Genomic DNA, 12,963 nt, shown 5'->3' with positions numbered 1-12,963 from the left:
GCCTCACCCGGAGATCTTGATGACCCCGCTGGGGAACAGCGGGAGTTGGAAGGAGACGTCCGTCGAGCTCGCGGGGGGCGCGGGGAACTGGAGGAAGACGTCGATGGACTCCCCGGCCTTGATCGTCGAGAAGCCTGTGGTGGTGAGGGGACGGCCTTCGGTGTCACGCAGGACGTAGTAGCGCTTCTTGCTCTTGGAGTCGACTAGGGTCGCGCCGCCGAGGGAGAGGCCGTTGTTGATGATTTCGGTCTCGTTGCCGCTCAGGGCAGACGGAATCACCGCCTCCGACCCGCTGTCGTTCTTCAGGGCGCCGTTCACCGTGACGAAGCCCCCGGAGTCGCGTACGGCGGACGTGATCTGGAGGAGCAGGCCGCTCGGACCCTTCAGTTCGGCGATCGGATCCTTCGACTGACCCTCCTGAGGGTCCGGCTGTGACCCACCGGTTCGCGAGGCGGACGACGAGCTCTGCGGCTTCTTGTCGTCGTCGCCTCCGCCGCCACAGGCGGCCGCGCCGACTGCCAGCCCGGTCACGACCGCGAGCGCGACCATCCCCCTGCGGGCTTTCGCGGTGAACCGCATGCTCATCACTCCGCTTCTTTCTGAACTCGTCGATCGCATGTCAGTCGGTGACCAGGTGGACGGCGAAGAGGTCCTCGGGGCCGGGCAGATCGGTGAGATCGTCCGGGTCCAGCTCCCACTTCTCCCCGTCCTCGCAGGTCAGCATGGGCAGCACGGCGTCCTCCGGCTCCTCACCCGGCGGTTCGCCCGACGGCTCACCCGATGGCTCACCCGACGGCTCGCCCGACGGTGGGTCCGGCGCTTCGAACGTGCACAGGGAGTCGATCACAGCGGTGGCGGTGGCGTGTGCCTTCGTAGTGCTCGTCTCAGGAATCACGGAGTCACCCGCCGACTTGTTCGCCCGGACGGTGACCCGATAGCCCAGGAGTCCCTTGGGCAGGCACTGAACGTTGCCCGCGTCGTTCAGCGCCGCGAGCTGGTCCGCCCGCCAGCACGCGTTGTCCCCACCGTTTCCCTCGAAGATGTCCTGCCACTTCGTCGGGTCCAGGACGTCCGACTTCCACAAGTCGGCGAGGTCGTCCCTGGTCTCCTGAGCCGCCGCCAGCGCCGCCGCGTCGGCGGCCGTCTGGGCGCCGTTACGGTTCACCGCCGCCTGGCCGACCGCGAAGTACGCGAACGCCAGAAAGAGCAGGCCCGCCACCACCACGATGTAGATGGGGAAGACCTGCCCTGCGTCGCCGTACGTGCGCCTGGGGAGTCGTGTCAGGGGGCCACCTTGGTGATCTGGGCCCTCAGCTTGTCGACGATCGTCTGGCCCAGGTTCGTGTTGGCGATCAGGACCACGATCGCCACCACCACCGCGATGATGCCCAGGTACTCGACGGCGGTCTGTCCCCTGTCGTTGTCGGCGCGGCGCCGTACGGCCCGTACCGTCGTGTTCGTCCAGCCGCTCACCCGGACCCTGGCCGCGACGGCGGTCCTCAGCAGCAGGTCGCTCATGGCGTTCCTCTCCATCGGTGGCGTGACCGGCAACGTAAGACCGCGGGTCCGCCTCGGAGAAGGGCCCCTGGGCCCAATTCCGGGCCCACTCGGAGGGCCTTCGTAGAGTCCGGCGGCGTCTCATGAGGTCACCGCCGTGCCCAGCCACTTGGCCGCGGCCTCGGAGCGGCTGCTGCTGTGCAGCTTGGCGAAGATGCGGTTGATGTGGTTCTTGACCGTCTTCTCGCTGATGAAGCAGGTGGCGGCGATCTGCTGGTTGTTCATGCCCGACGCGATGAGGTCCATGATCTCCGCCTCCCTCGCGCTGAGTTGGAACCCCGCCCTCAATACAGACGACGACTGTCTCACGATTGGTTGCAACTGCGAAAGCGCTTCCGTGGAAGTCGCGGAAAATAGGGGAGATGCGTCCGCTTTGGCGTGTGCAGTCGCATCGCCTCGTAGGTGTGCCAGTACCGCTGTCGCCGCCGTCGGGGTGAAGTGGGCCCGACCCCGGGTGACGTCCCGCACCGCCGACACCAACTCGTCCACGGTGAACTCCCCGTGGACGAGGTAACCCCCGGCTCCACCGCGCAGGGCCTGCCGGACGATCTCGGCCTCGTGGCTGTACGTCAGCATCACGACCCGGGCGATCCGCACCAGGTGCGGAAGGGCCGAGAGGCCGTCCACGCCGGGCATGCGGACGTCCAGGAGGACCACGTCGGGGCGGTGCAGGCGGGCCGTCTCGCAGGCCTCGCGGCCGTCCGCCGCCTGCCCGACGACCGTGATGTCCTCCCGGCCGGAGAGCAGGGCCGTCAGGCCCGCGCGGACCACCGGGTTGTCGTCGGCCACCACCACGCGCACGGGGGAGGGCCTGGGCGGTGGCGGGAACAGCGGCTGCTCGGCGCCGTGGCGGCGAGGCGGTCGGTCCGGCATCAGACGACCTCCTCCGTGAGCGCGGCCAGCGGGAGTTCGAGGCACACCTCGGTGCCCCGGGAGTCGCGGCCGTGGCCGATGCGGATGCGGGCGCCGACGGACGCGGCCCGCTCGGTCATGCCGACCAGGCCGAAGTGGCCGGTGCGGCGCAGCTGTTCGAGGGTGGCGCCGGGCGGGAGGCCACGGCCGTCGTCACGGACGCTCAGGGTGAGGAGTTCGCCGTTCACGGCGGCTCGCACCTCCACGTGGGTCGGGGCCGCGTGACGGTGGGCGTTCTCCATGGCCTCCGCGGTGATCGTGAGGAGCTGTCGGGCCACCGTGGGCGGGACGGGGAGCGTCGCGCGGTCGCCCGAGGCCCGGTAGCTGACCGGCAGGCCCGTCCGGTCCTCGAACACGCCTGCGTGTGCGGCCAGTTCGGGCAGGAGGTCGACGTCCTGCGCCGGGTCCGACTCCCGGCGGAGGTCGGTGAGGAGTTCGCGGGACTCGGCGGCGGCGCGGCGCGCGGCGCGGGCGACCAGCTCGGCGTGCTGGCGCACGATGACCGGGTCCATGCCCGGCGAGCCCGCCGAATGGGCCAGGGCGTCCGCGGCGAGGGCCACCCCGTGCAGCGTCTTGGCCACGGAGTCGTGCATCTCCCGGGCCAGTCGGGCGCGTTCGGCGGCGACCGCCTCGGTTCCGGCAAGGCGGGCCTTGACCGCGGTCAGGGCCTGGGTGGCCGCGCCGAAGCGGAGCATCAGGTGGCGCAGCGACGAGCCCATCGCGCCGGTGATGACGCAGAGGCCCGGCAGCAGCAGTCTCTCGGCGGGGCCGACGCCGGGCTCCTGCACGAGGGTCGCGTGGACCAGCAGCAGGATCAGTGACTGGAGGGACGCGAAACAGGCGGCGCCCCGCCAGCCGTAGACGATGCCGGCCAGCAGCGGGGTGCAGACGCTGACGTAGGCGAGCGTGGTGTCCGGGCCCGCCGAGATCAGCAGCAGCGTGCCGAACAGGGTGTCCACGGCCAGCAGCGAGGGGTGGCGCAGGAGGAGGGGGCCGAAGCGCTCCCAGTCGCGGAACAGGACGTAGGACCCCATGAAGGTGACGACCACGGCCGCGCCCACCAGGCGGGTGCCCAGACCCGGGGCGGCGTTGAGGAGGGCCGCGGGCGCGGCTACCGCGATCATGGCCAGCCGGAACCCGAACACCTGTCGGCACATCGCCTGGAGCGCGTTGACCTGAAGAGGGACGTCCTCCAGTATCGGCACCTCGGATTTCGGCACCTCGGCCTTCGGCAGCCCTGCTTTCGGCAGCTCGGCCTTCAGCTCCCCGACTTTCGGCACGTCGGATTTCGGCACCTCGGCCTTCAGCACCCCGACTTTCGGCAGCCCGGCCTTCGGCAGCCCGGTGCCGGTGCCGGTGCCGGTCTGCATGGTGTCCGCCGGTGCCGGGCCGGCCTCCCGCTCCGGGCGTCGGCGCCTCAGTACTCCGCCGCGGGCCCGCGCCCGCGCCCTCACCGTCACGCTCGTCGTCGCCGTCGTCATGGCCGTCATCCCGTCCGCCTACTCGCCCGTGATCGAGGTGAAGTCCGTGCCGGAGCCGAGCAGCATCCCCGCGCCGAGGAGGAGCATCGTCGCCGGGACCATGAACGTGGTGATCATCAAAGTGGCCTTGGGGACCGCGCGGGCCGCCTTGCGGCGGGCGTTCTGCGCGTCCGTGCGGCGCATGTCCTTGGCGATCGAGACGAGCGTGTCGACGATCGGCGCACCGAGTTCCTCGCCCTGCTGGAGCGCCGTGACGAACATGGCGACCTGCTCGGAGTCGTTGCGGCGGCGCAGCTCCTGGAAGGCCTCGCGGCGGCTCACGCCGAGGTCCATCTGACGCAGCGTGATGCGGATCTCGTCCGCCCAGGGGCCTTCGTAGCGGGACGCCACCCGGTCGAGGGCCTGCCGGAAGCCGAGGCCCGCGCTCACCACCACGGCGAGGACGTCGAGGAAGTCCGGCAGGGTCCGTTCGATGGCGTCCTTGCGGACCCGGATCGCGGACCAGATGCCGACCTCGGACCAGAACGCGCCGAAGGCGAGCATGAGCAGCCCGACGAAGAAGCTTCCCTGGAGCAGCGCGGCGAACGCGCCGAGGGCGCCGATCGCACCGTAGACGGCGCGCCGGGCCGCGTAGCGGTCGATGGTCAGGCCGCCCGGGTTGCCCGCGAGGTCTATCCTGCGCCGGTACCGGGTGACCTGCTTGGGGCCCATCAGCCGCAGGACGGCGGGGGCGTACCGCATGCCCATGCGGTCGACGAGCGAGCCGACGGCACCGGTGCGCGTCGAACCGACCTCCAGGGCCAGCGCGAGGTCGCTGGGCAGCTTCACGTCGGCCCGGTACATGCGGATGCCGGCGAACATGCCCCAGACGCTGAGGCCCACGGCGAGTGCGAGCAGAAGTTCCATCTCCTGTGCCACCTCCTGCTCAGACGTCGATACGGGACATGCGGCGGATGAGGACGAAGCCGACCGCGTACAGGCCGAACGCGATGATCACGCAGGCCTGGCCGACGGCCGAGCCCGTCATGCGGTCCAGCGTTCCGTCCTCGACGCTGTTCATGAGGAACAACGCCCCGACCCCCAGCGCGGGCACCGCGTAGGACGTCATGTTCACCTGCGACAGCTGGGTCCGGACCTCGCGCCGGGTCTCCTTGCGTTCCTCCAGCGTCTCCGTGAGGTTGCGCAGGGCGCCGACGACCTGGCCGCCGGCCCGGTTGGAGAGGACCAGGGTGGTCACGAGGACGACCAGTTCGCGGGAGGGAAGCCGGTCGGCGAGCTCGCCCAGGGCGTCGTCCATGGAGTGGCCCACCGCCAACTGGTTCGCCACCTTGCCGAGTTCCTCGCCCGCCGGGGCCTCCAGTTCCTCCGCCGCCATGCCGATCGCGGTGCGCAGCGCCAGGCCCGCCTGGGTGGCGTTGGCCAGGATGCGCGCCAGTTCGGGCAGTTGGTTGATGAACTTCTCGATGCGTTTCTGGCGTTGCCAGTTGAGGAACTGCCAGGCCGCCCAGACGCCGAGGAGGCCGGCGATCGGGCCGAAGAAGGGGGCCAGGGTGGCCTGGCCGACCAGCCACAGGCCGGCCACCGCCGCCAGCATGTAGACGAAGAACTCGCCGGGGGTCACGTCCAGGCCGTTCGCCGCCAGTTTCAGCTCCAGCCTGCGGCCCGTCGTCGTACGGCGCAGTCGCCGGTCCAGGGTGCGGAAGCGGCGTCGGCGGCCGGTGCCGGGGAGCTGGCCGGTGTAGGAGAGGCGCTCCACCAGCTCGGCCCGCCGGTCCCGGCCCCGTGCGTACGCGTGCAGGCCCGCGACGGCCAGGGCGCAGGTCAGGAGGGTGCCGCCGGTGGTGAGGGTAATCAGGGTGTCGAGGTCCATCAGCGTTACCGGGCTTCCCTTGTCGTCAGTTCGTGGGCCGCGCGCGCCACCCCGAACGCCTGCGGGATCGGCTGGCTCGCCATGTACAGGCGGTCCGCGGTGCGGCGTGGCAGGGGGAAGTACTCGAAGGCGCCGTGGACGCGGCCGTCGGCGGCCGTCGGCCGGGCGTTGAAACGGGCGATCGTCGCCAGCCGGTACGGCTCTCCGCCGTGGCTGTCGAGCACGGCTATCTCGGTGATGCGGCGGGCGCCGTCGGCGAAGCGGGTGAGCTGGACGACGACGTCCACCGCGCTGTTGATCTGGTCGTGCAGGGCGACGAAGGGGATCTCGACGTCCGACATCGACGCGAGGGTCTGCAGACGCATCAGGGCGTCCTCCGCGCTGTTGGCGTGGACCGTGGCCAGGGAGCCGTCGTGGCCGGTCGACATCGCCTGGAGCATGTCGAGCGACTCGCCGCCCCGGACCTCGCCCACCACGATCCGGTCCGGGCGCATCCGCAGGGAGTTGCGGACCAGGTCGCGGATGGTGATGCGACCGTTTCCCTCGACGTTCGGGGGCCGGGACTCCAGGCGGATCACGTGCGACTGCTGGAGCTGGAGTTCCGCCGAGTCCTCGATGGTGATGATGCGTTCGCCGTCCGGGATCAGGCCGGAGAGCGCGTTCAGCAACGTCGTCTTGCCGGTGCCCGTCGCGCCCGAGACGATCACGTTGAACTTGGCCTGCACGAGGCCCGCCAGCAGGTACAGCATCTGCTCGTCCAGCGAGCCGAAGCCGATCAGTTCGTGGAGGGTGAAGGACCGCGGGAAGCGGCGGATGGTGAGGGTGGGGCCGGTCAGCGACAGCGGGGGGATGATGACGTTGACCCGCTCGCCCGACGGCAGCCGCGCGTCGACCATCGGGTTCGTCTCGTCGACACGGCGGTTGACGGTGGAGACGATGCGTTCGATCGTCTGCATCAGCTGGTCGTTCGACGCGAAGCGGATGGGGAGCTGTTCCACCCTGCCGCCCCGTTCGACGAAGATCGCGTCGGGGCCGTTCACCATGATCTCGGTGATCGACGCGTCCTCGAGGAGCGGCTCCAGGATGCCCAGGCCCAGTGCCTCGTCGACCACCCGGCGGATCAGCTGTGAGCGTTCCACCGTGGACAGGACGGGGCCCTCGCGGCTGATGATGTGCCCCAGGACCCGCTCGAGGCGCGCCCGGCGCTCGGCGGCTGCCAGCGAGCTCATCTCGGCGAGGTCGATCTCCTCCAGCAGCTTGGCGCGGTAGGAGGTCACGAGGTGGCCGTCCTCGCCCCGGCCGCCGTTCTCCTCGGGGGAGGTGATGCGTGCCCGCAGGCTCATGTCGGATGCCCTTCCCTCAGTGGTCGACCGGCATCGTGGCCGTCTTGTGGGCCTGGCCGAAGTCCCCGACGCCGGGAATGACGGAGGGGATGGTGACGGTGGCGGTGACCCGGACCTCGTCGCCCAGACCCGCCGCGCCGCAACTCACGTCCAGCCAGCTGCTCACCGCCTGCGCGCAGTCGGCGCCGTAGTCCTCGTCGAGGGACGCGCTGCGCGCCCCGGTCCTGGCCGCCGTACCCGCCTGCTGTGCCGCGTACGCGATCAGGCCGAGCTGTACGGCACCGAGCGCGACCAGCAGCAGGAGGGGCAGGAACCCCAGGTACTCCAGGGCCACTTGGCCCCGGTCGCGGGAGCGTCGTCCTGCGCCTGCTCCTGCGCCTGCTCCTGCGCCTGCGCGGCGTCCGTGGGCCATCTCAGTCGCCGTCCTCTTCCTCGACGGCGCCCGCGTGAGCGTGCACCGTGAACGGGAAGTCGATGGTGCCGGGGAACAGGACCGGGACCTTGAGGGAGACGTCCGCCGTGACATAGCCGCTGCCACCGCAATCGACCACGGCGTTCCCCTTCCACGCGTCCCCGAGATCGTCCAGGCCCGCCTGCCGGCACGCCGCGAGCCGCTCCCCCGGTGGGGCGGCCGTCCCCGCCCGCACCGCCTCGTCGGCAGCATGCCCCGCGAGCGTGAACGTGTACCCCACGAGGACGAACTGCCACACCACCACCAAGGTCACGATGATCAGCGGTGTCATGCCGAGGAACTCGATGGTGACCTGGCCCCGGTCGCGTGCCCGATGTCCCCGCATGCCGCTCACTCCCTCCGCCGCCGGAACCCGGCCGCGCCCCGGTCCCCGCCGCGCGCCCGGCCGCCCGCCCTGCGCACGAGGGCGGTCTCCGGCGCCTTGACCAGGCCCAGTTCCGCCGCGAGCGCCCACAGGGCCTGCCGGACGGCGCCCTTGCCGTCGAGGGCGTGCACCCGGCCGGCGTCGACCGCGGCCTGGAGTTCCCGGAAGTTGGCGGGGACCGTGGTCGCGGCGATCGCCGTGCCGGTGATCTTCTGGATGAGCGGGGGCTGGATCTCCGTGCTCCGGGTGTGGCGGTTGACGACGACGGTCGTCTCCTCGGCCTTGCGGATCTGGAGCCGGTCCCACATGCGGACGGTGCGTTTGGCGCCGCGGACGGCGACGACGTCGGGGGTGGTGACGAGCAGGGCCCGCTCGGCCAGTTCGACGGCGGCCGCGCCCGCGCCGCTCAGCTGGGCGCCGCAGTCGACGACGACGACCTCGTAGCGGGAGCGCAGGGCGCCGATGATCTGGCGGGCGGCGCGGTCGGTGACCTCCTCGCCGCGTTCGCCCTCGGCGGGGGCGAGGAGGAGGGCCACGCCGCTTTCGTGCCGGAAGACGGCCTCGGCGAGGATGCGGGGCGAGATGTCGGTGATGGCGGCCAGGTCGACGACCGAGCGGCGGAACTGGACGTCCAGGTAGGAGGCGACGTCGCCGGACTGGAGGTCGAGGTCGACGAGGGCGGTGGGGCGGCCGGACGCCTGCGCGGCGAGGGCCAGCTGTACGGCCGTGAGGGTGGTGCCCACGCCTCCCTTGGCGCCGCTGACGGTGACGACGGTGCCGCCGACGCCGGTGAACACGTCGGCCCCGTGGCCGAGATGGCGCCGTACGCCGACCGACCACTGGGCGACGGCCTGGACGCGGTTGGCGAGGTCCTCGTAGCTCAGCGGGAGGGTGACCAGGCCGCGGGCGCCGGAGTCCATGGCGGCGGCGAACAGTCCGGGCCCCACGTCGGTGGTGACGAGGATGACGCCGACCGCGGGAAACCGCAGGGCGACCTCCCGGACCAGCTCGAGCGCCGGTACGGGGCCGATGCGTTCGTGGACGACGACGACCTCGGGCAGTTCGTCGACCGACTCGGCGGCGAGCCGGGCGAGGGTGTCCACGAGCTGGGTGGAGTCGGAGACGGGGGCGACAGGTTCGGCGTCCGGGAGCTGGCTGAGCAGGGTGGTGAGGGAACGGACCGCGTCCGCGTCGCCGACGGCCGGGAGGATCCTCGTGGGCATGGGCGGCGGCCTCTCACTTGTCCGTGACGAGTTCGTAGGTACGGTCCTGGTCGGGGACCGTGGTGTCGCCGCCGGGCGCGACGAGGGCGAGGCGGACGCGCTTGGCGAAGGACTCGGCGTACGTGATGCGCTGGGCGTCGAGCGTGGACAGCGCGAAGGTGATGGGGACCGCGTCGGTGGCCGACCGGTTCCGGTCGCTCTCGTCCGGCTCGAGGGCCGTGATCCGGCCGACGTCGAGGACCCGGGCGTTGGTGACGATGATCTTCGACTGGTCCGGGTCGCTCTCCCGGGCGCCCTCGAAGGTGGCGTACACGTTGACGGACGACCCCGGGGTGATCTTGCCGGCGACGCCGGTGGCCGCGTCGACCATGATGGCGACCTCCTGCTGGCCCGGCTGGAGGGCTGGCTGGTCGACGATCATGTCGGTCTGGAGCAGGGAGCCCTTCTTCAGCGTCGTCACGGCGATCTTGCCGCGGATGGCGGCGAGGTCGGTGACCGCGTTCTCCGACAGCCAGCGCTCCGGCATCTCGATCTTCTTGAACTGGCCCGCGTCCAGGGTGGTGTAGGGCGCCACGTCGGAGCGCAGCTCGTACGCCGTGACCTCGGGGCCGACCTTGGACTTCACGTCGTCGATGACGGAGAGGACGCCGGCGAACGCACCGAGGGCGCACAGGACCGACAGGAGCAGGAGAATCACGCCGCGGCGCTGACGGGAGTTCATGAACCGTGCAACCTCGTTGGGGGTCGGGTCGAGCGGACGGGAACAGGCATGCGGGTCGGGTGGTCGAGCAGGTCGAGCGGGTTCAGTCGCCCGCGGTGAGCGCGCGGGCGGCGGGACGGGCGGTGAGGTCGGAGGCGGGCGGCGGGGTCGCGGAGCAGAAGACGCAGCGGTCGCCGATGACGTCGATGCCGCACCAGTGGCAGACGCTCTGCCGCACGGACGTGACCAGCTGGTAGAGGACCGACAGGTCGGGCAGGTAGGCGCAGAACTCGATCGCCTTGCCGGTGCCCCACCAGTCGGCGGACTCGGCGGGCAGGTGGGTCTCGCGCAGCCCCTGGACCTTCCATGCGGGGGCGAGGACGTCGGTGACCCAGTCGGACTGCAACTGTCCGCGGGCGACGAGCAGCCAGGTGCCGAACTCCGGTCCGGGCAGCACTGTTTCGGGGGTGGCCTTGACCAGTTCGGGCTGCGGGTGGGCGAGCACACCGAACTGACTACCCGGAACCCATGACCTGGCATGCGACGTCAGGCCGACCACTGGCACCCGGTCGAGGCGGGCGACCGAGCCGAGCAGCGCGCCCGCGTGGAGGTAGTGGGTGAGCAGCCGGCCCGCACAGGCGAGGACGCCGGGGCCGAGGTCACAGCCGGCCAGTTGACGCAGCTGGCGGGCGAGGACGGCCGTCGCGAGCGGCGGAAGGTCGGGGCGGAAGAGCGCGATGCGGTCGCTCTCCAGGAGGGAGCGGATGGTGTGCAGTCGCTGCTCGACGGCGGCGGGGACGGACCGCGAGTACACGACGATCACGTGTCCGTACTGATCGACGAGGGCCTGGACGGCGGCGAGGGCACGGTCCAGCGGCTGTCGGTCGAGGTCGGCGAGAACGGTGGCGGGCAGGGTGCGCTCGTCCTGCGGCGGCAGCGCCAGGTCGGCTCCGGTCACGGCAATGGCTGTTGGCACGCGCAGCTCCCCGATTCCCGCGGTCCGGCCCACCGGCGTTACTCCGGTGCACCGGGGTGACTTCATTGCGTGACTACCTCAGCACTGTATCCACGCCTCTGTGGCCGGAGAACAGCTTTCCCCGGCTGCCAAGCAACTCTTCTTCGCGCAAGTACCGCCAAATCGGGGCAGGTTACGCACGCGCGCCCTCCACCGGCCCTCCACGGCCGGACCTCTTGACAACGGAATTGGTCTGGACCAACTTACTGTCATGTCCCCACTGAAACGAACGACACGACTCGGGTCGGGAGCCGCGGGCGTCCTCGCCGCCGCCCTCGCCCTGTCCATGACGGGCGCGGCTCAGGCGTCCGCCGCGGACCTGAACAACGCGAGGAACGCCGGCTTCGAGTCCGGCCTGACCAACTGGACCTGTTCGGCGGCCAGCGGTACGACCGTCTCCGCGCCGGCGCACGCGGGCGCGGCCGCGCTGAAGGCGACCCCGGCGGGGCAGGACAACGCCCGGTGCGCCCAGACGGTGGCCGTGAAGCCCAACTCGACCTACACGCTGAGCGCATGGGTCCAGGGCGGCTACACCTATCTGGGCGTGACCGGCACGGGCACGACGGACGTGTCGACCTGGACGCCCGGCTCGGCGTCGTGGAAGCAGCTGTCGACGACCTTCACCACCGGTGCGTCGACCACATCGGTATCCGTGTACACGCACGGCTGGTACGGCCAGGCGGCGTACTACGCGGACGACGTGTCGGTGTACGGCCCCGACGGCGGCGGAGGCACCGACCCGGCCCCGACGGTGCCCGGCGCCCCGGCCGGTCTTGCCGTGTCCGGCGCGACCTCGTCGTCCGTGTCCCTCTCGTGGAACGCGGTCTCCGGCGCGGCCGGCTACTCCGTCTACCGCGGCGGCACCAAAGTGACCGCGGTGACCGGGACTTCGGCGACCGTGACCGGCCTCGCGGCCTCGACGTCGTACAGCTTCCAGGTCACGGCGACCAACGCGGCCGGCGAGTCGGTGAAGTCGACGGCGGTCACGGGAACGACGACCACCGGCAACACCGGGGGCGGGACCGTGCCCAGGCACGCCGTGACCGGCTACTGGCAGAACTTCGACAACGGCGCGACCGTGCAGAAGATCTCCGACGTCTCCTCCCAGTACGACATCATCGCCGTGGCCTTCGCGGACGCGACGACGACGCCGGGCGCCGTGACCTTCAACCTGGACTCCGCGGGCCTGGGCGGCTACACGGTGGACCAGTTCAAGGCGGACATCAGGGCGAAGCAGGCGGCCGGCAAGAAGGTCGTCGTCTCGGTGGGCGGCCAGAACGGCACCGTGTCGGTGAGCGACCCGACGTCCGCGACGAACTTCGCCAACTCGGTGTACACGCTGATGCAGACGTACGGCTTCGACGGTGTCGACATCGACCTGGAGAACGGCCTGAACGCGACGTACATGTCGCAGGCGCTGCGGTCGCTGTCGTCGAAGGCGGGCTCCGGGCTGGTCCTGACGATGGCCCCGCAGACGATCGACATGCAGTCGACGTCGAACGGCTACTTCCAGACGGCGCTGAACGTGAAGGACATCCTCACGGTCGTCAACATGCAGTACTACAACAGCGGTTCGATGCTGGGCTGCGACGGCAAGGTCTACAGCCAGGGCTCGGTGGACTTCCTGACGGCGCTGGCCTGCATCCAGCTGGAGGGCGGCCTGGACCCGTCCCAGGTGGGCCTCGGCCTGCCGGCCTCGACGAGCGGCGCGGGCAGCGGATACGTGTCGCCGACGGTGGTCGCCAACGCCCTGGACTGCCTCACCAAGGGCACGGGCTGCGGCTCCTTCAAACCGTCGAAGACCTATCCCGCGCTGCGCGGCGCGATGACGTGGTCGACGAACTGGGACGCGTCGGCGGGCAACGCCTGGTCGGCGGCCGTGGGCCCGCATGTGCACGGGCTGCCGTAGCGGCGGGGCCGGGCGGAGTCACGGACAGCGGCCGAGGTGCGGGCAGCCGGTAGCCGGTAGCCGGTAGCCGGTAGCCGGTAGCCGGTAGCCGGTAGCCGAGGGTGTCATCCACGGGAC

Annotated in this window: 14 protein-coding genes; 1 reads left to right on the top strand and 13 read right to left on the bottom strand. The window is 71.0% G+C overall.

Going from position 1 to position 12,963, the window contains the following annotated elements:
* Positions 1–3 precede the first annotated feature (3 nt).
* The 13 genes from QQM72_RS14440 to QQM72_RS14380 all read right to left on the bottom strand — a co-directional run bounded on the left by QQM72_RS14440 (position 4) and on the right by QQM72_RS14380 (position 10,898).
* Positions 4–585, bottom strand: a complete 582-nt coding sequence (locus QQM72_RS14440; RefSeq protein ID WP_314221266.1) for a hypothetical protein — start codon at positions 583–585, stop codon at positions 4–6.
* A 34-nt stretch (positions 586–619) separates the two neighbouring features.
* Positions 620–1,285: a pilus assembly protein TadG-related protein gene (locus tag QQM72_RS14435; protein WP_314221402.1), complete on the bottom strand. Its 666-nt coding sequence runs from the start codon at positions 1,283–1,285 to the stop codon at positions 620–622.
* The gene (locus QQM72_RS14430) at positions 1,282–1,518 is read right to left on the bottom strand and encodes a Flp family type IVb pilin (protein WP_314221265.1); all 237 of its coding nucleotides are present in this window, start codon (positions 1,516–1,518) and stop codon (positions 1,282–1,284) included. Before QQM72_RS14430 ends, QQM72_RS14435 begins: the two co-directional genes overlap by 4 nt.
* Before the next feature lie 120 nt (positions 1,519–1,638).
* A complete protein-coding gene (locus QQM72_RS14425) occupies positions 1,639–2,430 on the bottom strand; it encodes a response regulator transcription factor (RefSeq protein WP_314221264.1) in 792 nt (263 codons plus the stop codon).
* Positions 2,430–3,959 carry a sensor histidine kinase gene (locus QQM72_RS14420; protein ID WP_314221263.1) on the bottom strand — a complete coding sequence of 510 codons (1,530 nt, stop codon included), beginning with the start codon at positions 3,957–3,959 and terminating at the stop codon, positions 2,430–2,432. Before QQM72_RS14420 ends, QQM72_RS14425 begins: the two co-directional genes overlap by 1 nt.
* Before the next feature lie 9 nt (positions 3,960–3,968).
* On the bottom strand, positions 3,969–4,856 hold the full coding sequence (locus tag QQM72_RS14415) for a DUF5936 domain-containing protein (RefSeq protein ID WP_267018626.1): 888 nt from the start codon (positions 4,854–4,856) through the stop codon (positions 3,969–3,971).
* A 19-nt stretch (positions 4,857–4,875) separates the two neighbouring features.
* Positions 4,876–5,820, bottom strand: a complete 945-nt coding sequence (locus QQM72_RS14410; protein WP_314221262.1) for a type II secretion system F family protein — start codon at positions 5,818–5,820, stop codon at positions 4,876–4,878.
* Positions 5,821–5,825: 5 nt separating this feature from the next.
* The gene (locus QQM72_RS14405; protein WP_314221261.1) at positions 5,826–7,163 is read right to left on the bottom strand and encodes a CpaF family protein; all 1,338 of its coding nucleotides are present in this window, start codon (positions 7,161–7,163) and stop codon (positions 5,826–5,828) included.
* A 16-nt stretch (positions 7,164–7,179) separates the two neighbouring features.
* Complete coding sequence (locus QQM72_RS14400; protein WP_314221260.1) at positions 7,180–7,497, bottom strand: TadE/TadG family type IV pilus assembly protein; 318 nt, start codon at positions 7,495–7,497, stop codon at positions 7,180–7,182.
* Between the two features lie 79 nt (positions 7,498–7,576).
* Positions 7,577–7,960 carry a TadE/TadG family type IV pilus assembly protein gene (locus QQM72_RS14395; protein ID WP_314221259.1) on the bottom strand — a complete coding sequence of 128 codons (384 nt, stop codon included), beginning with the start codon at positions 7,958–7,960 and terminating at the stop codon, positions 7,577–7,579.
* A 5-nt stretch (positions 7,961–7,965) separates the two neighbouring features.
* Entirely contained in the window at positions 7,966–9,222 is a 1,257-nt protein-coding gene (locus QQM72_RS14390; protein ID WP_314221258.1) for an AAA family ATPase, read from the bottom strand.
* 13 nt (positions 9,223–9,235) lie between these two features.
* The gene (cpaB, locus tag QQM72_RS14385; RefSeq protein ID WP_314221257.1) at positions 9,236–9,943 is read right to left on the bottom strand and encodes a Flp pilus assembly protein CpaB; all 708 of its coding nucleotides are present in this window, start codon (positions 9,941–9,943) and stop codon (positions 9,236–9,238) included.
* 82 nt (positions 9,944–10,025) lie between these two features.
* Positions 10,026–10,898 carry a hypothetical protein gene (locus QQM72_RS14380; RefSeq protein WP_314221256.1) on the bottom strand — a complete coding sequence of 291 codons (873 nt, stop codon included), beginning with the start codon at positions 10,896–10,898 and terminating at the stop codon, positions 10,026–10,028.
* Positions 10,899–11,148: 250 nt separating this feature from the next.
* On the opposite strand from QQM72_RS14380, the gene QQM72_RS14375 reads away from it, so the two are divergent.
* Positions 11,149–12,846, top strand: a complete 1,698-nt coding sequence (locus QQM72_RS14375) for a chitinase (protein WP_314221255.1) — start codon at positions 11,149–11,151, stop codon at positions 12,844–12,846.
* Positions 12,847–12,963: the final 117 nt, after the last annotated feature.

Source organism: Streptomyces zaehneri (assembly GCF_032248645.1).
GTDB classification, from domain to species: domain Bacteria; phylum Actinomycetota; class Actinomycetes; order Streptomycetales; family Streptomycetaceae; genus Streptomyces; species Streptomyces coriariae.
This window is presented reverse-complemented; position numbering and strand designations above follow the sequence as displayed.

What these genes read in the sequence shown, in the direction of transcription:
- QQM72_RS14440 (WP_314221266.1), bottom strand. Translation starts at nt 585, where the DNA reads ATGAGCATGCGGTTCACCGCGAAAGCCCGCAGGGGGATGGTCGCGCTC.
- QQM72_RS14430 (WP_314221265.1), bottom strand. Translation starts at nt 1,518, where the DNA reads ATGAGCGACCTGCTGCTGAGGACCGCCGTCGCGGCCAGGGTCCGGGTG.
- QQM72_RS14425 (WP_314221264.1), bottom strand. Translation starts at nt 2,430, where the DNA reads ATGCCGGACCGACCGCCTCGCCGCCACGGCGCCGAGCAGCCGCTGTTC.
- QQM72_RS14420 (WP_314221263.1), bottom strand. Translation starts at nt 3,959, where the DNA reads ATGACGGCCATGACGACGGCGACGACGAGCGTGACGGTGAGGGCGCGG.
- QQM72_RS14415 (WP_267018626.1), bottom strand. Translation starts at nt 4,856, where the DNA reads ATGGAACTTCTGCTCGCACTCGCCGTGGGCCTCAGCGTCTGGGGCATG.
- QQM72_RS14410 (WP_314221262.1), bottom strand. Translation starts at nt 5,820, where the DNA reads ATGGACCTCGACACCCTGATTACCCTCACCACCGGCGGCACCCTCCTG.
- QQM72_RS14405 (WP_314221261.1), bottom strand. Translation starts at nt 7,163, where the DNA reads ATGAGCCTGCGGGCACGCATCACCTCCCCCGAGGAGAACGGCGGCCGG.
- QQM72_RS14395 (WP_314221259.1), bottom strand. Translation starts at nt 7,960, where the DNA reads ATGCGGGGACATCGGGCACGCGACCGGGGCCAGGTCACCATCGAGTTC.
- QQM72_RS14390 (WP_314221258.1), bottom strand. Translation starts at nt 9,222, where the DNA reads ATGCCCACGAGGATCCTCCCGGCCGTCGGCGACGCGGACGCGGTCCGT.
- cpaB (WP_314221257.1), bottom strand. Translation starts at nt 9,943, where the DNA reads ATGAACTCCCGTCAGCGCCGCGGCGTGATTCTCCTGCTCCTGTCGGTC.
- QQM72_RS14375 (WP_314221255.1), top strand. Translation starts at nt 11,149, where the DNA reads ATGTCCCCACTGAAACGAACGACACGACTCGGGTCGGGAGCCGCGGGC.